This is a genomic window from Shewanella ulleungensis, assembly GCF_014648315.1.
Classification (GTDB): domain Bacteria; phylum Pseudomonadota; class Gammaproteobacteria; order Enterobacterales; family Shewanellaceae; genus Shewanella; species Shewanella ulleungensis.
Genome location: NZ_BMQW01000002.1, coordinates 167,084 through 187,946, shown reverse-complemented (window position 1 = coordinate 187,946; position 20,863 = coordinate 167,084). Strand labels below are relative to the sequence as shown.

General features: G+C 40.9%; 16 protein-coding genes. 7 read left to right on the top strand and 9 right to left on the bottom strand.

What is annotated here, in order from left to right:
- Window positions 1-38: 38 nt before the first annotated feature.
- The 4 genes from IEY40_RS04605 to IEY40_RS04590 all read left to right on the top strand — a co-directional run bounded on the left by IEY40_RS04605 (window position 39) and on the right by IEY40_RS04590 (window position 5,543).
- Window positions 39-1,619 carry an isocitrate lyase gene (locus IEY40_RS04605; protein ID WP_188953817.1) on the top strand — a complete coding sequence of 527 codons (1,581 nt, stop codon included), beginning with the start codon at window positions 39-41 and terminating at the stop codon, window positions 1,617-1,619.
- A gap of 617 nt (window positions 1,620-2,236) precedes the next feature.
- Complete coding sequence (locus tag IEY40_RS04600; protein WP_188953815.1) at window positions 2,237-2,785, top strand: hypothetical protein; 549 nt, start codon at window positions 2,237-2,239, stop codon at window positions 2,783-2,785.
- 54 nt (window positions 2,786-2,839) lie between these two features.
- Window positions 2,840-3,757: a nuclease-related domain-containing protein gene (locus tag IEY40_RS04595; RefSeq protein ID WP_188953813.1), complete on the top strand. Its 918-nt coding sequence runs from the start codon at window positions 2,840-2,842 to the stop codon at window positions 3,755-3,757.
- A gap of 61 nt (window positions 3,758-3,818) precedes the next feature.
- Window positions 3,819-5,543, top strand: coding sequence for an anti-phage dCTP deaminase (locus IEY40_RS04590; protein WP_188953811.1), 1,725 nt, complete (start codon window positions 3,819-3,821; stop codon window positions 5,541-5,543).
- Between the two features lie 441 nt (window positions 5,544-5,984).
- Here IEY40_RS04590 and IEY40_RS04585 read toward each other — a convergent pair whose 3' ends face one another.
- Complete coding sequence (locus tag IEY40_RS04585; protein WP_188953809.1) at window positions 5,985-6,569, bottom strand: hypothetical protein; 585 nt, start codon at window positions 6,567-6,569, stop codon at window positions 5,985-5,987.
- A gap of 244 nt (window positions 6,570-6,813) precedes the next feature.
- Between IEY40_RS04585 and IEY40_RS04580 the strand changes: the two genes are divergently transcribed.
- Both IEY40_RS04580 and IEY40_RS04575 read left to right on the top strand, forming a co-directional pair.
- Window positions 6,814-6,990 carry a hypothetical protein gene (locus tag IEY40_RS04580; RefSeq protein ID WP_188953807.1) on the top strand — a complete coding sequence of 59 codons (177 nt, stop codon included), beginning with the start codon at window positions 6,814-6,816 and terminating at the stop codon, window positions 6,988-6,990.
- Complete coding sequence (locus IEY40_RS04575) at window positions 6,956-7,339, top strand: hypothetical protein (RefSeq protein ID WP_229777005.1); 384 nt, start codon at window positions 6,956-6,958, stop codon at window positions 7,337-7,339. The genes IEY40_RS04580 and IEY40_RS04575 overlap by 35 nt, the downstream gene beginning before the upstream one ends.
- Window positions 7,340-7,552: 213 nt before the next feature.
- On the opposite strand, the gene IEY40_RS04570 is transcribed toward IEY40_RS04575, so the two are convergent.
- The 3 genes from IEY40_RS04570 to IEY40_RS04560 form a co-directional block, all read right to left on the bottom strand.
- Window positions 7,553-8,587, bottom strand: a complete 1,035-nt coding sequence (locus tag IEY40_RS04570) for a hypothetical protein (protein ID WP_188953805.1) — start codon at window positions 8,585-8,587, stop codon at window positions 7,553-7,555.
- Window positions 8,587-9,840: a hypothetical protein gene (locus IEY40_RS04565; RefSeq protein ID WP_188953803.1), complete on the bottom strand. Its 1,254-nt coding sequence runs from the start codon at window positions 9,838-9,840 to the stop codon at window positions 8,587-8,589. The genes IEY40_RS04570 and IEY40_RS04565 overlap by 1 nt, the downstream gene beginning before the upstream one ends.
- A 99-nt stretch (window positions 9,841-9,939) precedes the next feature.
- Window positions 9,940-10,500, bottom strand: coding sequence for a HEPN family nuclease (locus IEY40_RS04560; RefSeq protein ID WP_188953801.1), 561 nt, complete (start codon window positions 10,498-10,500; stop codon window positions 9,940-9,942).
- A gap of 742 nt (window positions 10,501-11,242) precedes the next feature.
- Between IEY40_RS04560 and IEY40_RS04555 the strand changes: the two genes are divergently transcribed.
- Window positions 11,243-11,818: a porin family protein gene (locus IEY40_RS04555; protein ID WP_188953799.1), complete on the top strand. Its 576-nt coding sequence runs from the start codon at window positions 11,243-11,245 to the stop codon at window positions 11,816-11,818.
- A gap of 1,518 nt (window positions 11,819-13,336) precedes the next feature.
- Here IEY40_RS04555 and gcvP read toward each other — a convergent pair.
- The 5 genes from gcvP to ubiH all read right to left on the bottom strand — a co-directional run bounded on the left by gcvP (window position 13,337) and on the right by ubiH (window position 20,856).
- Complete coding sequence (gene gcvP, locus IEY40_RS04550) at window positions 13,337-16,225, bottom strand: aminomethyl-transferring glycine dehydrogenase (protein WP_188953797.1); 2,889 nt, start codon at window positions 16,223-16,225, stop codon at window positions 13,337-13,339.
- Between the two features lie 229 nt (window positions 16,226-16,454).
- A complete protein-coding gene (gene gcvH, locus IEY40_RS04545) occupies window positions 16,455-16,844 on the bottom strand; it encodes a glycine cleavage system protein GcvH (protein WP_188953795.1) in 390 nt (129 codons plus the stop codon).
- A gap of 142 nt (window positions 16,845-16,986) precedes the next feature.
- Complete coding sequence (gcvT, locus tag IEY40_RS04540) at window positions 16,987-18,081, bottom strand: glycine cleavage system aminomethyltransferase GcvT (RefSeq protein ID WP_188953793.1); 1,095 nt, start codon at window positions 18,079-18,081, stop codon at window positions 16,987-16,989.
- Window positions 18,082-18,300: 219 nt separating this feature from the next.
- Window positions 18,301-19,524 (bottom strand): FAD-dependent oxidoreductase, encoded by a 1,224-nt coding sequence (locus IEY40_RS04535; protein ID WP_188953791.1) that lies wholly within the window; start codon window positions 19,522-19,524, stop codon window positions 18,301-18,303.
- 24 nt (window positions 19,525-19,548) lie between these two features.
- Window positions 19,549-20,856 carry a 2-octaprenyl-6-methoxyphenyl hydroxylase gene (gene ubiH / locus IEY40_RS04530; protein ID WP_188953788.1) on the bottom strand — a complete coding sequence of 436 codons (1,308 nt, stop codon included), beginning with the start codon at window positions 20,854-20,856 and terminating at the stop codon, window positions 19,549-19,551.
- Between the last annotated feature and the right edge of the window lie 7 nt (window positions 20,857-20,863).

Sequence of the window (20,863 nt, the reverse complement as noted above, 5' to 3'; positions counted from 1 at the left end):
ATCAATTGCCGCTAATCTATTTGTTAAGGAATAAACACATGACTCACTACAAAAATAATATCGATGAAGCTGCCACCTTGATTAATTCAGAAGGTAGTGCATGGAATGCCATCAACCCAGAGTCAGTCGCTCGTATGCGTCTACAAAATCGCTTTAAAACTGGGTTAGATATTGCAAAATACACAGCCAAGATCATGCGTGAAGACATGGACAACTACGACAAAGACTCATCGCAGTACACTCAGTCTTTAGGTTGCTGGCATGGTTTTATCGCCCAACAAAAAATGATTTCGATTAAAAAACACCTTTTAACCACCAAGCGTCGTTACTTATACCTTTCAGGTTGGATGGTAGCGGCACTGCGCAGTGAGTTTGGTCCATTACCTGACCAATCTATGCATGAAAAAACCTCTGTTGCTGCGTTGATTAAAGAGCTATACACCTTCCTACGTCAAGCTGATGCACGTGAACTAGGTGGCCTTTTCCGCGAACTAGATAATGCTAAAGAGTCAGATAAAGCCGCGATTCAACACAAAATTGAAAACTTCGAAACCCATGTTGTGCCTATTATTGCCGACATTGATGCCGGTTTTGGTAACGAAGAAGCCACGTATTTAATGGCAAAACAAATGATTGAAGCCGGTGCTTGTTGTATTCAATTAGAAAACCAGGTGTCAGACGTAAAACAGTGTGGCCACCAAGACGGTAAAGTCACCGTGCCACATGTTGAGTTTTTAGCAAAAATTAACGCAGTTCGTTATGCATTTTTAGAACTCGGTATCGATGACGGCGTAATTGTTGCGCGTACCGATTCATTAGGTGCAGGCTTAACGCAAAAAATTGCTGTAACCAAAGAAGTTGGCGATCTAGGCGATTTATACAATAGCTTCCTTGAAGTTGAAGCCGTTGATGCTGCAAAACTTGAAAATGGTGATGTGGTATTCAAGCAAGGTGGCAAACTGGTGAAACCAGCTCGTCTACCAAATGGCTTATTTAAATTCCGTGGTGGCACGGGTGAAGAACGTTGCGTACTTGACTGTATTACTTCACTGCAAAATGGCGCTGATTTATTGTGGATTGAAACTGAAAAGCCGCATGTATCGCAAATTGGTGGCATGGTTAACGAAATCCGTAAAGTTATTCCTAACGCCAAGCTTGTGTATAACAACTCGCCATCGTTTAACTGGACGCTTAACTTCCGTCAGCAAGTATTTGATGCAATGAAAGAAGCAGGACAAGACGTATCAGCTTACGACCGCGCTCAATTAATGAGTGTTGATTACGATACCACTGAGCTTGCTATCCAAGCTGATGAAAAAATTCGTACTTTCCAAGCTGACTCGGCACGTGAAGCAGGTATTTTCCATCACCTTATTACACTACCGACTTACCATACAGCAGCACTGTCTACCGACAACTTGGCTAAAGAATACTTCGGTGACCAAGGTATGTTGGGTTATGTTGCCAATGTTCAACGTAAGGAAATCCGTGAAGGAATCGCCTGTGTTAAACATCAAAACATGGCAGGTTCAGATATGGGTGATGCACATAAAGAGTACTTCTCTGGCGACCAAGCGCTTAAAGCGTCTGGTAAAGACAACACAATGAACCAGTTCTAAGACCACTTTTACAGTCTGATTTTATAACTGCTTGTGAAGAAATTGATTAACCCAAATAGTGACTAGCTTAAGCGATGTTTTTGAAGTGAACGTCGCCGACAGCCAAAGCTAAACCCAAAAGGCCTGCTTAAATAAGCAGGCCTTTTTATGTGTAGTATTAGGGTAAATGGTAGCTGTAAAGATAACGCTTATCGATTAAAACAGCAGACTAGCGCGACTCACTAGCGAAGCTGACTAACACAACAGACCAAGCACTTCCTTTACTGCAAGCCATTAAGATACACACTGATACAAACCATTATTCTGCAATGATATTTTTGACATAATTGATACAGAATGATTAAAAATAGATTGAATAAAAGCGTAAAAATCGGTTATTGTCTGAACACACAAGGAATGCAGTCAAAGCGACACAAGTGATCAAATCAGAATCAGGGATGAAACCATAGCCACCGCGCTATCGTTTACACAAAGCCACAGCACACCGCTTAACTCCCTCCCCTTTTGATCTTTTTGATGCATTTCAGGTGAAAATTTGAAACAGAAGTAGATTTTAAAAGATTTACTCTACCCACTTATTTCTAGTCTATTTTATATCAACAAGGAAGTTAGAGCATATGAAGAAGTTATTTTTGTTTTGTATCAGTATTTTGCTCATTGGTTGTGGCGGTAACTCAATGGACAATCATATAGGTTACTGGCAACCTATTGATAGTAAAGTCCTTAAAGTTGCAGAAATATCAAAAGATGGTGATAATTATTTTTTTAGTGAAAATATTCTAAACAAAACTGGGTTAGATTTATGGGGTAAAGAAATAAGGCCGTCGAAACCTACCCTATTACAAAATAATAATGAGAAATTATCCATTATGGGCATACAACCGATTGCCTTATCACCTGATAACAAGAAACTCTTTATTGGAAAAAAAACTTACGAACGAATTTCTCAACAGCAGCTAAGTGAAATACAAGTTAAAGCCGAAATGGATTTCAATGATGCTGAAAATGTGAGACTAGGCTGCAAAAAAACAAGCGAAAAGTATCACGCTGAATCTGCTGAAATAAGAACCAAATATCGCAAAGATATTAAAGAATTCACGCGTAAGCATAATGAACTAACTGAAGCTTACAGTGCTGAGTTAAAAAAATGTCGAGCTATTGGTTAACGATTAAATTTATAAAACGAGTCATATAAGACTCATTTTATATCAAGGACGACAATGACAAGCTTGTTTACCAATGTATTCGCCACCATCATCTTACTTTCGGGCATGTTTATGATGGTGTTAATTATGCACCTAATGCTTAAATACCGAGACTACACTGTAAAGCTGCCTGTCGATCGCGATCAACTTCAGCGCATCCCCGCATTTGGCTTACAGCAACAAATTCAAGACTTACAGTTTGATCTAATCTCCGGCTTAACGATGGCCGTAATAATAGTGACATTCCCGTTTGCATACGAAAGTATTGTTAAGCATATTAACGACAATACATTTCCATATGTTTTTGCTTTAATAGCCTTTATTGGGTTGACATACTGCGGCTACAAAACGTGGAAAACTATTTCTAAACTCACCAAATTACGCCTAGGCCACACAGCAGAAATCGCCACTGCCAATGAGCTAATCGGCTTACAAGCTTTGGGCTATCAAGTGTTTCACGACATACAAGCCGACGGCTTTAACATCGATCATTTAGCAATAGGTAAAAATGGCGTATTCGCCATCGAAACCAAAGGCCGCCACAAGCGCAAACGCGACAGCAAATCGACTAGCGCAACCCAAGGTAAAGACTACCAACTATTTTATAAAGACGGCCGTTTACACTTCCCGTCTTGGACAGAAACCAAGCCAATAGAACAAGCAACTCGCCAAGCAACATGGGTCAGTAAATGGCTCACCAAAGCCACCGGCCAGCAAGTGTTTGCCAGTCCAGTACTAGTATTCCCCGGCTGGTATGTTACAAGCCAAACAAAGCCACCATTCCCCATCTTAAATCACAAACAGCTGGTCAAAACCATACCAGCGCTTAGATCGAATAAAGAAGTAACCCAAACACTCAGCCAACAACAAGTCGAAGCCATTGTGTATCAAGTGGCGCAGCGGTGTTTGAGTAAGAGTGCAGCTGGGAAATGATGGTTATTGAACAGTTTTAATCACAAAAAAATTATTGTTGTAACTTATAAGGATATATATTTTGAACAAAACAGAAACTAATTATCAGGAAGTTATTATTGGATTAGTTGCACCAATTGGTGTTGATTTAGATAAAGTTATAGCAAAACTAACGGAATCAATTAATAGATTCAATTTCATATCAGAAGTGGTACAAGTAAGTAACTTACCGAATATATTAAACGGGAATACAGGAAGCCTAAAACGTAACGAATTAGATAGCACCAGCATTTCAATGGGGAGTATTCGAGAAGAGAATGCTAATAATGATTATTGCCTAGAGATATTCTCATCCTTAGTAATTAAACATTTAAAAAATAACAGAGTAATAAATAACAAATGTAAAGTTTATATACTTGACAGTCTAAAAAGACCAGAAGAAATTGAAAGATTAAAACAGGTCTATGGTAAATGCTTTTATACCATAGGAGTAACCTCTCCATATGAAGATCGATTAAAGCAGAAAACAATTGAAACTGATGACCCAGAACTAGCAAAAAAAATGGTCGATGAAGATTTTGATAAACAAGCAAAAAAATATAATAAATACGGAAATCAAACAAACAAAGCATTTCAGCTTTCTGATTTATTTTTAAACCTTAGTGAAGATAATAGTAAAATTGTATTTTCATATTTAGAAAGGTTTGTTGATTTGATTTTTGGGGCACCTATTGTAACGCCAACACCCGATGAACATAGTATGTTTCTTGCCTATATGTCTTCACTTCGCTCCGCTGACTTATCAAGACAAGTCGGTTCAGCAATAGCAAACGAGCATAATGACATTATTGCAATGGGCTCGAACGATGTACCTAGGTTTGGCGGTGGACATTATTGGCCTGATATACCATATATAGCATATGATGGAACTGCAGAACCAAAGGATTTTGAAGATAAACGCGACTATACACTTGGCGGTGATAAAAATGCTGAGGAAAAAGATAAGATTATCAATGAAATTATTCAAAGCTTACAAGATAAAGTGCCAAATCTTGAAAGTGAGGAATTATTTAAATTAATTGACTCAACAAGACTAGGCGATATTACTGAATTTGGTAGAGCGGTACATGCTGAAATGTCAGCACTAATGTCAGCTGCAAGAAATGGAATACCAGTAAATAGGGCAACAATGTATTGCACTACCTATCCTTGTCACAATTGTGCAAAACATATCGTTGCCTCGGGTATAGATAAAGTTTTTTATATTGAGCCATACCCTAAAAGCAAAGCGATTGAGCTACATAATGATAGTATTACTGATACTGAGACAACATGTAACAATAAAGTTAAGTTCGTAGCGTTCACTGGTATCGGGCCTAAAAGATATCAAGATCTATTTTCAATGAAACTAGGCGATGGTACACCGATAACACGTAAAGAAAATTCGCAATCAATAATATTTGATAGACACAAAGACACACAACTAAGGGTTAAAGTAAATATATTAATCACTGAGCTCAATGAAAATGAATACATAAACACTTTGACTAATTTAATTATACCGAAACCCTCAATTCCTGATAACAAAACTATTGAATCGACAATAAAGTTTTTCCATAAGAAAGGTGGATACGGCTGTATAAATGCATTCACAGAACATGAAAATGATTATTTCTTTCGAGTTACAAACTTACATAATAAAAGTGATGAGAAATTAATATCAAATGATACTAAAGTTAGTTTCAAAGTTGTTAAAGGTAAAAAAGAAGGTGTTTTATTCGCAGATGAAATAACATTCATTCAATAGATTATTAGTACACTCATAAAAAAGCGAACTAATCTGTTCGCTTTTTTAATGCTTTAATTCCCAATAAAAAATGTTGCGGGAATGACGCAGTTTTAACATTCGCGCATGGCATGAAATAGATGAGGGCAAAATCTGACGAACCACCAAAAAAATCAATAAAATAATGAGATAGGTTAAACACTGAGGAACATTCATGGCATTTGGTGATCAAATTTATCGCCAAACAAATATTACCACGAGTAAATGCCATGAATGCGAAACAAGTTTTATCAAAATGCCTATCGCTTGTCACCCCCCTCCTTCCCGCAAACGCAAAAAGCGCACAAAACTCGCCGACAAAGTCTGTTCTCTGCAATTGAAAGCTCAATGAATGGTGGAGCATTATAAGGTATACACTGCAATAATTATGGATGTCTATGTTATTTGTTATGTTACTTGTGCCTACGTACAAAGCGTAATAGGTTTAAAATAACTAGGATTATCTTCACCGAGCTCTAACACGTTTAGGTCTTCCATAAATGTAAAAAAATCATCATTGTCATTAAGTTTTAAATACACATTTAATTCATTATTATTATTGGAGAACTGACTATTTTTACATGCAGACTCGACGCTAAGATTAAAACTACCAGCACCATCACTATTGTTAATTCTATATTTCTTTACAATGTCCTGTCCATGTAGCATTTTTAACGCATCATCTTTTTTCAATTGTAAAATAAAAAACTTACTGTCAATATTGCTTTTTTTTCTCAACTCATCAGGTAATACATATTGGTCATTCACTTTTACAAAATATTCATGCTCAAAACTATAGTTAGGGTCATTAGTTTTAAAGTTAAATTTAATCACTACATCGTTATTATTAACAACTATTCCATTCGGGGCTTGAACAGCGACAACAATCTCACCTGGTTCAAGTTCTAATGGATTGACACTCATCATTTTATACATTGTTGTTAGCGGTATACTACTGCACCCAGAAACAACCCAAACAATCATTAAAAATACAAATATACGCTTCATAACCCTTAAATACCTCGTTAAAAACAAACTAATTTTAAATCTATTTAAAATTTCTTCAGGAAAATTTAAATATACTCTTTTTTAATTTAAAGCAGTCACTTTGTTGTACTTATCATTGACATCACATAAGGGCATAAGTTCCTAAGTGGGGGTAGAGCCTAATGATAATAAGTGGGGTCAGAGTAAACTTAAATTTCTTAGCTATACTCTCTAGTTCAAGTCACTTTGAACATGGAAGTTACACATGCCAAGAAAACCAAGGATTTGCCCTGTCGGGATCCCACAGCATATTATTCAGCGCGGTAATAATCGCCAAGTTTGTTTCACTTCTGAACAAGATTTCAAAGCCTATGCTGGTTGGCTAAAAGAATACTCACGTAAATTTCATGTTGAAATTCACGTCCTTAATAAACTGGGTTAACTTTATTGATGGTATTGAAGCTGATGATATTAGCTACCATACCTATAATGGCACTAAGGGTGAAGAGTACAAGAATGTCGCCATCATCCTAGAGCATAGTTTTGGCCGTATGAATAAAGATAAATTTAAACACTATTTTAATGTTGTACAACAAGGAGCGAAGGAAAGAGATCGCTTATTTGCTGTTCCTGGGATGGAAGAAAAGCACATTAATACAAAAAACTTGCTCTATGTAGCCTGCTCGCGAGCGATAAAAAATCTCAGAGTACTGTACTTGGATGATATATCGGAAATAAAAGAGGGAATTGAGACTATTTTTGGTGAAAGCAAGCCTTGGCCTATCGAGTAACATCATATTCCTACGTAATTTGTTATTCTTAACCTATGAGAATCAAGAAGTAAATGGGTCAGAGTAAACTTAAAGTAAATGGGGTAAGAGTCTGACGGGAGCCATACAGGTTAACTTTTAACACTAAGAAGAACAGCGAGTTAGGGCTTTCCTTTTGAAACAACATTCTTGACGTTGAAAAATATAGATCTCCAGCGCCAAGATTATATGTTGTTAGATCAATATTTGCTTCCTATCTAGAGAGTTAAAATCACAAAGTAATCCAATAATAGACTGTATCTCTGTGCTAGCGTAAATTGGACTGCAAAACTCTCTATTGTAAGCAAGTCCTTCAAATTCAATAGCCATAGGAAGTAAACGCTGCATTATTTTAGTACTACCAAGGTATTCAGCTAAATCATCCGCAGGTATCGCCATAAATTGTGCATAAACTTCATTTTTAATCGCGTTTACATCATAATCATCTCGATTCATAAATGATGCCATTAATGCGGATGACATCGCCACTATCTCCTCAGATTTTATTTTACCTTTCTCTCCAAATCTAATCCCATCAGAAATAATCAAAACCCTTTCTCTGTGTTCTTTATAACTCACATCTTTAAGTGAATAATCTAATGTTATTAAAAAATAAGATATAGATGAGTAAAGAGCTCTGTAACACGCTTCACTTCCATTGCCAGAGCAACATTCATTCATAAAGTATTTGATTCTATTTAACAGTTCATTCAAACCTTCAAAGTCTAATTTAGTTATTAAATTAGCTTTGACTTTCTCAAATTCTTTTTTCCAATCACAACCTAACTCGCCTAAAGTTGCATTTGCTAACAACGAAGTGAACTCTTCTTCATCCAAACGGTTTGTAGAAAAACGCTCAGCAGAATCTAATTTCTGCATGAAATTGCCATCAAGGACTAAAACACTATTTTTAGCTCCAAAATCGCCAACATGACTTCTTTTATCTGTTGTTGCAACTATGCACTTTTCAAGCCCCAAAACGTCTTGTAAACCCTTAGTCCAAAAGATTCGTTCCAATGCTTGAGGTCTTTGTTTCATTTTTACATCTACATTCGTCCGTTCTCGTGAAATAGGCGATGTTCTAGAATAAAGGAATAAATCGACATCTGTTACCTCAAAGCCTTGAAAGCTAGCATTTACAGAACGAACCACAAAATATCCTAAATTGAGGAAATAAGATCTTAACCTCTCTTCTGCTTTTTCGCCTTTTTTTAACTCCAATTTTGACATTAAATCCCTCCAGTTCTGAGCTGATTCAAAATTTCGCCTACATTACGCTTCATAGGGCCTGTTTGATTTTTACGTATTAATTGCCTAGTTGATTCTGGTGCTAGGTAAGTCGTAGCAGATACACTAGGTAGTGATGTCAACGAATTCTGGCTTGCATCGCCGTCATTAATAACTTGTAAAGCGAGCTCTCCAACTTCACGTTTGAGTAATTTCATTCTGCATTGATTGCCCACAACTCGCTCAACTTTTACCACGCCTTTAAATTCGAGTATTTGGTAATCTTGACCAATTGCAGTTGCTGGACCAATCCAATATCCATTGATCAATTTCGATAACAGAACAGTTATCATTTGAATTCGGCCTTGATTAGATGATCTTGCGGTCATACCATATGTTAAAGATGTTACAAATGCTTTAGCTAAATCAAATGCATCATCGACTGTCGAATTTGAGTATTTATTAAATGCAGATGGTCTAGTAACGAACTCATGCTTTCCAGTTTCATTCCCGATTGCATTAACGTCGAATAAAGCTATTGACTGAGCTTTTATAAATAACTCATCACCTAAAATCTTTTTCACAATATTTACGCTTAAGCAACCATCCCTTGCCAACCTATCATTAATATCTTGAATTTTTACGGCTTCAATACTACTCATCGCACTTATGATAGCATAAGCTTTTTTCGTGTTAGCCCCCCTGAAAATATTCCCATTAAAAAGTAATTTTTTATTATTAAATGTTTCTTCGCTATCAACAAAGCCAATGTATTCAACGTTATGGAACAGATCATTTACATTTTTATTATCAAATTTAAATGTATCAGAGATGTATTCTTTGGCTCTACTCTCATCCATTGGCAGTTCAGAACAACTTTCAGCAAGCACAATGACAGCTTGCTCTTTATTTTTTGGTTCCGATTCATCAAAAATTCTGGAAATGTGCTCTAAAACGTTTCCAGCTTGCATTCCTAACACCTCAATGGCATTAGTACCTGTAGAGATTAATCTCTGTCTCTGCAATTCATTTATGAAAGATGGGAGCTCAGTTCTAACATTAATATTCGCAGCGCGGGCTAGTGCACTAACTCTAGCCTCATCAAGCACATGCTGACTGTCGGATGACAAACTAGATAATAAAATCCCACATTTTCCTGCGAAGTTAATTTGTTCAAATTCATTATCAGCATTTGTTACAGTTTTTAACTTTTCTGCATGATGTACAATCCATGCTCCTTTAGTTTTCTTGTCCATAAGTTTTCCATATATAAAAGTATAAAAATATAATTTTTTTACAGGTATTTGCCGCCTTGCAGGTATAAATAGCTAACGACATATACATTAACAATCTAACTATTTAATATTATTCAATAAAATGCCAGAGTATGTTTTTAAGAATTTTTTCATTTCACTAGCAGGAATTTTGGCTACAATGCTATTATTACGGTGTTTAAAAAGTAGATAGTCTACTTGAAATTGTTGATCTGCTGAAATTATTTCAATGTTAAAATGAGCAACACTATTTCTTAGTTGAAGAATTAGTTTCTTTAAATCTGTTATGGAATTATGTAGTTCGGCATTATCCAATCCAAGTTTTACTTTGAATTGATTAGAAAGAGGTTCTGCTGGAATATTATTTACAATTCTTTCTTTTGGCATGACAACTAAGCCAAGAAAGCAGTTAATTATTAAAGTGTAATTATATTGTTCTTCAAATCTTACATCTGTAATGAATTCATCATATTGCTCAATCAAAGCTATTGTTCTGATGATAAAGTCAGGTTCAAAGTTGGCATAGTTCCCCATTTGAGACTCCTTAGGTGTGGGTAGAAGTAAAAACAGATAGATAATATTCTTTTTGTGCACTAACCGCTCAACTAATACATAGCCACCCATTTTTTGAAGTACCAACATAACCCCTTCCTATTTGAGTTGCGATCACCTTTTATAATTTTCTCAACGAGAAAATTCAACAGTAATATAACAGTAATAAATGGAGTCAGAGTCTGACGAATCCCCACAAAAGAATGAATAAAAATAATGAGATAGGTTAAAAACTGAGGAACATTCATGGCATTTGGTGATCAAATTTATCGCCAAACAAAAATTACCACGAGTAAATGCCATGAATGCAAAACAAGTTTTATCAAAATGCCTCTCACTTGTCACCCCCTCCTTCCCGCAAACGCAAAAAGCGCACAAAACTCGCCGACAAAGTCTGTTCTCTGCAATTGAAAGTGTCCAGTTTGGCTTGACCAGTACTGTGGCCGCAGACCTAGAGACATAGCAAAGAATAATGGAATATCAATGTAACGAATATAGTTTATCTTATCCGAAAGAGATAACCACAAAGCAACACATAACATATTGATAACATTGTATTATTCAATATGAAAATATTACAATTTAATCAGAAAAATATACCGTTTTACGTTATCACGACCTCATTAAGCGGGTAAAAAACAAGCAGTACCATTGGGTGTATATACTCATCTCCCACAGCTACTCACAAAAAAGTATACGTAACCAATTGATATTAAATTACAAATATCAAACTCAGATAAACAGCTCTCTGTTACTTTTATAAAGTTGGCATCCGTTTTGTAACTAGTTAAATGTATTTAGATGTATTTACGTAATTAACTAGGAGTACCTTATGAAAAATACAATTATTACTTTAGCTGGACTTATTTCGTTAGCCTCTTTTAGTACTTTTTCTCACGCTGATGACTTTAAGAAAGACGTAGCAGAAAATGGCGTTTATGTCGGCGCTAATTATGGTTACCTAAAAGTTGATGGCGAAGATGACTTTGACGACGATAATGATGTTCTCCAGGGACTAGTCGGTTATCGCTTCAACAACTACATAGCTCTAGAAGGTAGCTATATTGATTTTGGTCGTTACGGCAACAACTTATCTAGCGCAGAAACAGATGGTTATACCGCTGGCCTAAAAGTGACATTGCCAATTGCTGATCGAGTAGAGCTTTATGCTAAAGGTGGTCAGTTATGGTATTCAACAGATTATGACGTGGTCGGGTTTTCTGGTAATAAAGATGATGAAGGTGTATTTGCTGGTGCAGGTGCAGCGTTTAAGGTAACAGACCGTTTTTTAATTAATGCCGAGTACACTTGGTATGATGCAGAAATTAACTTAGATAATGTATCTAACGGTTCCGACACAGAAACAGATTTTAAGCAGGCTAGTATCGGTGTTGAATATCGTTTCTAGTGATCAGTAGAGTGCTTAAATTAACGACTTAAAAGTATAACCCAAAGGGTGTAATGCAAATTGTGTTACACCCTAAATAAATGGGGCAAGAGGAAGAGGATTAGAGTCTGAGGGATCCCCATAAATTTAATATGTTGAACGAAACCTACTTAACCTGAGCTCGGGATAAGGGATGAGCTTATACTATTTAAAATCAACATGTTACCAATTCTCACTTTCAAGCTTGTCATTTGTTCTGCTAAGAAGGCGAATTGACGCGTCAATAGCTAGCCTATTGTAAGTCGATTCAACGCAGTGAACAGGGCAAAGGACTGTTTGAAAGGCATTTATTATCCCGAGCTCAGGTTACTTATCAGAAAGCATAAGCAAACACCTGGATTCCGGCTAAAAAGCATTGCCGGAAAGACGTAAATACAAACATTACCGCTATAAGGTGTATTTAGGGCTCTTTTGGTGTGACAAGAACAAAAAAGCGACCTCGCGGTCGCTTTTAAATACTAAAACTTCAATTGAAGCTTCCTATTGGCCTGGTGTGGACAAAGCGCCACGACGTTAGTGGCCGCAGGCCATAAAAGCAACAAGCAAACACCTGGATTCCGGCTAAAAAGCGTTGCCGGAAAGACGTGTGTTTAGGGTTTACTGGAATGACAGGCACAAAAAGCAAACCAATCGGTTCGCTTTTAAATTCAAAAACTTCAATTGAAGCTTCCTATTGGTCTGGTGTGAACAAAACGCCACGACGTTAGTGGCCGCAGGCCATAAAAGCAACAAGCAAACACCTGGATTCCGGCTAAAAAGCGTTGCCGGAAAGACGTGTGTTTAGAGTTTACTGGAATGACAGAAACAAAAAAAGCGACCTTGCGGTCGCTTTTAAATACTAGAACTTCAATTGAAGCTTCCTATTGGCCTGGTGTGGACAAAGCGCCACGACGTTAGTGGCCGCAGGCCATAAAAGCAACAAGCAAACACCTGGATTCCGGCTAAAAAGCGTTGCCGGAAAGACGTGTGTTTAGGGTTTACTGGAATGACAGAAACAAAAAAGCGACCTTGCGGTCGCTTTTAAATACTAGAATTTCAATTGAAGCTTCCTATTGGTCTGGTGTGGACAAAGCGCCACGATGTTAGTGGCCGCAGGCCATAAAAGCAACAAGCAAACACCTGGATTCCGGCTAAAAAGCGTTGCCGGAAAGACGTGTGTTTAGGGTTTACTGGAATGACAGAAACAAAAAAGCGACCTTGCGGTCGCTTTTAAATACTAGAACTTCAATTGAAGCCAACTACCACCATAATTGCGTCGCTGGCGATGATAAGACAATGAAGTTTGAGGTTTTCGCCGCGGAGTTGACTGGTGTCAAACTCCTTATTTCGAACTATGCGAAAACTCTCAGCTGAAGCCGAAATAGCGTTACTGCCGAAAGTAAGACAAAAAAGCCGCTGCTTTTCGCCACGGAGTTGACTGTTGTCAATGAGTAGCGAAAAGTAGCGGCTGATGCAGTATTACTGAGGTTAAGTAGCTATTTACTCGTAGTCTGATAGAGGGACGCACGAACACATCAAGTTTCTGTCGCCATAAACATCATCAATACGATTCACGGTTGGCCAAAACTTATTTGCTTTAACCGCTGCCGTTGGGAACACGGCTACTTCGCGGCTGTATGGGCGTGAGTCAAACTCGGTGTCCATAATGTCTGCTAGCGTATGCGGTGCATTGTGAAGTGGGTTGTTGTCTTGTGGCCACTCGCCTGCTTCTACCTTGGCTATTTCGCCGCGAATAGAAATCATCGCTTCGATGAAACGATCTAACTCAACCTTAGACTCAGATTCAGTTGGCTCAATCATCAAGGTACCCGCTACTGGGAAACTCATGGTTGGTGAGTGGAAACCGTAGTCGTTTAGACGCTTAGCGATGTCCATTTCGGTCACGCCCGAAGTTTCTTTTAATGGGCGTAAATCGATAATACATTCATGCGCGACACGGTCGTTACGGCCGGTGAACAACACAGGATAATGTGTTGATAGCTTTTTCATGATGTAGTTAGCGTTTAACAATGCCGTTTGAGTTGACTGCTTAATGCCTTTAGTGCCTAACAGCTTGATGTACATCCAGCTGATTGGCAGGATGCTGGCGCTACCGTAAGGTGCAGCAGATACCGCGCCGTTATGGTCGCTTTCGCGGCCTGGCTTAACCACTACGTGACCTGCCACAAATGGCGCAAGGTGCTTTTTAACACCAATTGGACCCATACCTGGACCACCGCCGCCATGCGGGATAGCAAAGGTTTTGTGCAAGTTTAAGTGCGATACGTCTGCGCCGATAAAGCCTGGGGATGTTACCCCAACCTGTGCGTTCATGTTCGCGCCGTCTAGGTAAACTTGGCCGCCATATTGATGGACGATTTCGCATACTTCGCGGATTGATTCTTCGTACACACCGTGAGTCGATGGGTAGGTGATCATGATGCACGATAAGCTGTCGGCTAACTCAGAGGCTTTAGCGCGTAAGTCTTCTAAATCAACGTTACCTTGCTTGTCACAAGCGGTTACAACCACTTTCATACCGGCAAGTTGTGCCGATGCTGGGTTAGTACCGTGAGCAGATTGCGGAATTAAGCAAATGTCACGGTGCGCGTCGCCGCGAGACTCGTGGTATTTTCTAATGGCAAGCAAGCCTGCGTATTCACCTTGCGCGCCTGAGTTTGGCTGGATGCACACTTCATCGTAGCCAGTGATGTTAACTAAATACTCAGACAGCTCATTGATTAATTGGGTGTAACCTTGTGCCTGATCTAATGGACAGAATGGATGCATGTTAGCAAATTCTGGCCAGCTCACAGGTAGCATTTCTACAGCTGCGTTAAGTTTCATGGTGCATGAACCTAACGAAATCATAGAGTGGTTTAAGGCTAAATCTTTGTTTTCGAGACGCTTAATGTAACGCATCATCTCGGTTTCGCTCTGGTAGCGATTAAATGTTGGGTGAGTTAACACCGCATCTTGACGTACTAGTGCTTCTGGAATTGACTGGCTGCCATTCGCAACGATGTCGGCATCAAGCGTGGCAACATCTAAACCGTGGCCAGCGCCTAAAATGACGTCGAACAATACCGCGATATCTTTACGCAGAGTGGTTTCATCTAGGCTGATACCGAGTATGCCGTCGGCGTCGATACGCAAGTTAACTTTTGCAGCAATAGCGCGAGCGTTAATGGCGGCTACATCGGCGTCTTTTACACTGATGGTGTCAAACCAGGTGTTGTTGACTAACGTTTGGCCTTTAGCCTGTAAACCTGCCGCTAAAATATCAGCTAAACGGTTAATGCGTGATGCTATGGTTTTTAAGCCTTGTGGACCATGGAATACCGCATAAAACGACGCCATGTTGGCTAATAGAATTTGCGCGGTACAAATGTTTGAGTTGGCTTTTTCGCGGCGAATATGTTGCTCGCGCGTTTGCATGGCCATACGTAATGCGCTGTTGCCGCGGGTGTCTTTTGACACTCCAATAATACGGCCAGGCATTGAACGTTTGTGCTCGTCACGGGCAACGAAGAATGCCGCGTGTGGTCCGCCGTATCCCATTGGTACGCCAAAACGTTGCGCGCTACCAAATACCACGTCTGCGCCCATTGCGCCGGGTGATTTAAGCAACATTAACGACATGATGTCGGCGGCAACGGTTACAATCACTTTGTTGTCACGCAGTGTGGCAAACAACTCGGTGTAATCGGTAATTTGACCGTAACGGTTGGTGTATTGAAATAGGGCACCAAATAATTCGTAGTTTACGGCTTCATTGGCTGGGCCAACGACAACATCAAACCCAAAGCATTCTGCACGGGTTTTCACTACGTCTAGCGTTTGTGGGAATACATCGTCAGCCACAAAGAAGGTGTTGGCTTTTTTAGCTTTAGACACACGCTTAGCAAGTGCCATAGCTTCTGCAGCTGCGGTGGCTTCGTCTAGTAATGATGCTGAAGCAAGGTCAAGACCGGTTAGGTCCATCGACACTTGTTGGAAGTTTAAAATCGCTTCGAGGCGGCCTTGAGCGATCTCAGGCTGGTATGGTGTGTACGCAGTGTACCAACCTGGGTTTTCAAATACGTTACGCAAAATGACATTTGGCACTTGTACGCCGTAGTAACCCATACCGATATAGCTTTTAAAGACTTTATTTTTGTCTGCTATGTCGCGGATATAAGCGATACCTTCGGCTTCGCCACATGAATCACCAATAGTGAGATCTTGTGGAAGGCGAATTTTACCCGGAACCGTTTGTGCGGTTAAATCGTCTAATGATTCTGCGCCAATGAAGTTCAACATTTCTTGTTGTTGTTCTGCATTTGGGCCGATATGACGAGTGAGGAAAAGTTCGTGCTGTTCTAGTTGTGTCAGGGTTTGCTTGGTCATGATAAACCTTGTTCCAAATCGACCAGTTAAGGCGGTAGGGCACAGAACTGGAAAAGGGTGAAAACGTGTAATACGTGACTAACCCGTTAAGGGTTTAAATGTTGCGCCCTCGCCCTTGGCTTATCGCTGCCATAGGTTCGAGCATAGCGCTTCATTTGGCGATGTATTTAGCGCAATGCTAAAGCTACATAGCAAAGAAGCTCCCTAGGGAGCTTCCTGTGGTTGGCGATTATTCTTCGTCAATCACTTCTTGATAACCGTCTGCATCTAGTAATGAATCAATTTCTGACTCATCAGATGGCATAACACGGAAGAACCAACCGTCGCCAAATGCGTCGCTGTTCACTAACTCTGGCGAGTCTTCTAACGCTTCGTTTACGGCAATGACTTCGCCAGAAAGAGGTGCGTAAATGTCTGACGCGGCTTTAACTGACTCAGCTACTGCACAGTCTTCACCAGCAGTAACGGTGTCGCCTACTTCTGGTAATTCTACGAATACCATGTCGCCTAGAAGCTCTTGAGCATGCTCTGTGATACCTACTGTGTAGCTACCGTCTGCTTCTTGACGGATCCATTCGTGTGAAGATGCATATTTCAAGTCTGCTGGGATAGTGCTCATTGTTGTTGTTCCTTTGTCTAATGTTCTAGTGCTTAATCAATAAATTTTTTGGGTAAACCACAACTCGATTTGAGTGAATGCTGTGCTGTTGATGATGCCCAATACACCCTAACATCCTAGCGCAGCTGTAGTTTACTTACACTTAAAAGGCTTGTTTACCGTTGCGCACAAAGCTTGGTGCAATCACGTTTACTGTGACGCGCTTTTTACGCATTTCAACTTCGGCAGTAGCGCCAATACCGTTGGGTACACGGGCCATTGCGATAGAATAACCTAACGTTGGCGAAAACGAACCGCTGGTGATCACACCTTGGTGCTCTACACCGTCTGCGTCGGTAAAGAACACAGCCATATCATGGCGTAAAACGCCCTTTTCTTCCATGACTAAACCGACTAATTTTTCGGTGCCAGCAGCTTTAATGGCAGTTAGTGCATCGCGGCCAATAAAGTCACGATCGCTTGGCTCCCACGCTACAGTCCAGCCCATGTTAGCGGCTAGTGGATTGATTGACTCGTCCATGTCTTGGCCGTATAAGTTCATGCCAGCTTCTAGACGTAGAGTATCGCGTGCGCCTAGGCCACATGGCTTAACGCCTGTGTCTAATAATGCTTGCCATAAGGCTTCTGCTTCGGCTTCTGGAACAATGATTTCGTAGCCCGCTTCGCCGGTGTAACCCGTTGTGGCAATAAATAAGCTGCCAGACTGCACGCCAAAAAATGGCTTCATGCCGTCTACGGCTGCGTTTTGATCGGCGCTGAATACTTGAGCGGCTTTAGCTTTAGCATTAGGGCCCTGTACGGCGATCATGGCCAGTTCTGGACGCTCGGTAACCACAACATCAAATGCGGCGGCTTGCTTGTTGATCCAGGCTAAGTCTTTGTCGCGTGTGGCTGAGTTAACCACGACACGGTAATGAGTATCGGTGAGATAATAGGTAATGAGGTCGTCGATGATGCCAGCGCTTTCGTCTAGCATACCGCCGTAAAGGGCTTTGCCAGCTACGGTAAGTTTAGCAACATCGTTAGCAAGTAACTTACGTAAAAAGGCACAAGCTTCGCTGCCGGTTACGTCAACCACTGTCATGTGCGATACGTCGAACATGCCTGCATCTTGACGCACTGCATGGTGTTCTTCGATTTGAGAGCCGTAGTTAATCGGCATTTCCCAACCATGAAAATCAACCATTTTGGCTTTCGATTCTAAATGCTTGTTAAAAAGTACAGTTTTGCTAGCCATTATTATCCCTTTTTTTGAGGCCTTTCTTATGTAGGTCTTTGATAAAATGCGGTCAAAATTATACTCCGCAGACCTGTTTTGTATACAAAAAAATTTTCTAATCCGAGGTTTATCGCATTAGTTTAACTAATCCATTACTGTAATTTTTTTACATAACTTTTTACAATAAAATGACTGGTTTGGCTGTATTGCCTGATATTAAACAACTTTCTACATTAGCTAAGATGAAATTGACTCGCGGCAAAGTTTAGGTAATGTCATTTTGTTGCCCATAGCCTGTTTGATGAACACTGTTTTCAGCCCAGCGACATTATCGACTAGAGTTAAACCGATATCACGAATGGCTTTTTTAACTGGATTGCTACCGGCAAACAGTCTTTTGAAGCCTTCCATGGTAGCAATCATCTCCATCGCATCGGCTTTTCGCCAGCGTTCTAGAGCGCGTAAGTGGCTATACTCGCCTAAATCTTTACCTTGCTGGTGTAGTTCGGTAAAGGTGTCGATGATACTGGCTGCGTCTAAAAAGCCTAGGTTAACCCCTTGGCCAGCTAACGGATGAATAGTATGAGCGGCGTCGCCTGCTAGCACCAAACGGTGGCGGGCAAAATGACGCGCATAACGCATACGCAGCGGGAAAGATTGACGTTCGCTCTCAACCTTACACACTCCTAATCTACCGTCTAAAGCTGCAGTTAAGGCTTTGCCAAATTCAACATCATCTAAAGCTTGTAGGTGTTCGGCTTGCTCAGGCGACACCGACCATACGATGGAACATAAGTTATCTTCGTATAGTGGCAACATGGCTAATGGGCCGCCGGGCAAAAAGGCTTGTCTTGCAGTGGCATCGTGAGCTAACTCAGTGCGCACTGTGGCAACAATGGCATGGTGGCCGTAATCCCAGAATGTTAACGGGATACTGCACTGCTGACGCACCCATGAGTTGGCACCGTCGGCGGCAACGACAACCGCGGCACTGACATTGTCGCCATTGGCTAGAGTGAGCCAGGCTTCACGCTCACCAAAGGCCACACGTTCGAGGCGCTGGCCTTCGAGATGAGTTAGGTTAGCCATTTCACTGGCGCGTTTGGTCAGTGCGAAACTGATGGCGTCATTTTCGATAATCGAACCTAAATAGGTTTCGCTAATGCTGTGGGCATCAAATTCAATTTTGCCTAGGCCATCTTTGTCCCACACTGACATTTTTTGATAAGGGCTAATGCGGCTGTCGTCGAGATATTGCCATGCGCCGAGGTTTTCCAGCAGTTGTTGGCTGGCTTTATTAATGGCGCTAACACGTAATTTAGGTTCTCCACTGACGGCTTGGGTTGTGCCTGCGTCTATCACCACCACATTAAGGTCGGCATTGGCTAATCCAATGGCGGTTGCGAGCCCGACCATACCACCGCCGACGATGGCTACATCATATGTTTTGGTTGAAAACATGGTCAATCCTTACCTTAAAATGAGTTAACGCCAGCCCATAGCGGTTTGTGCGACAGGGCGCTTTAACGGCGGCAGCCAAGAGAGTAAGCGCAGGCCTATATTACGCCCTGCAACTAATGGCCAATGTTGATTAGAAAAGCCGCGGACTAAAAATTCGATATTACGCAAGGTGTTGTCGCGATCGCTTTGGCGTGCGGCCAAATATTGATGCACGATGTCGCTATCACCGAGATCGACTTCGCCATTGGCTTGAATAAGGGCATGCTCTATCACATCTAGCAAGCCAACCACATCACGCAGACCTAGGTTAAACCCTTGTCCAGCAATAGGATGTAGAGTTTGCGCAGCATTACCGACAAACACACAGCGGTGATATATCGGCCTTGGCATATACGACAGCGTCAGCGGATAACTGACTCGTTGACCGACATCAACAAACTGGCCGACTCGGTGACCAAAGGCGTGCTGTAATGCGGCTAAAAACTCGGTTTTATCAGCATTTTTCAATTCATCTGCTTGCGCTGGCGGCAATGCCCATACTAATGAAAAACGCGCATGCCCTTTAGCCGACGTTTTTAATTGCGCTGATGCCTCTTTGATTTGCACCGATGATTCTTGAGATTGCGCTGGCAATGCTGTCATGTTTAGCATAGGCAGCAAGGCTAATGGACCGGTTTGGGTAAAACGCTCGTAAGCCCAATGTTGATGTGGTTGATTGGTGGTGACATTGGCAACGATGGCCGTTTGCTGAAAATCAATTTGCTCAGTCGTTTGCCCTAGATGTTGGCGCACCACTGAATGCGCGCCGTCTGCGGCCACCAGTAATTGGCAATGCAATTGACTCCCGTCGTCTAACGACAGCAGATGACCATCTTGCTGGGGCTGTAAATCAGTGACTTTAGCCGGGCAATATACCTGTACCGACGATTTAGCCAGTTCATCAAACAATATGCTACCCACTTTAGCCAGCTCAACCACCTGCCCTAGCGCATCTAAGCCTAGCGGTTTGGCGTTTAGCTCAGTCATGCCAAAATGGCCACGATCTGACACATGGATGTTTTCAATCGGCGTGCCTAAATGCTTGAGCATTGGCCAGATGCCTAAACGAGTCAGTTCGAAAATAGAACCATGCGCAATAGCAATTGAGCGAGCATCGAAACCAGGGTGGGTATTGGTGGCAACGTGGGCTTCAATTAAGGCAATACGCAGCGGGCGAGCGAGTGTTGCAGATAACTTAGCAAGCCCAAGGGCTAATGTCGCCCCTGCCATCGCGCCACCTACAATGGCAATGTCGACAGCTTGAGGTGAAGTTGAATGATGTGCTGTGGTCATACGCTGC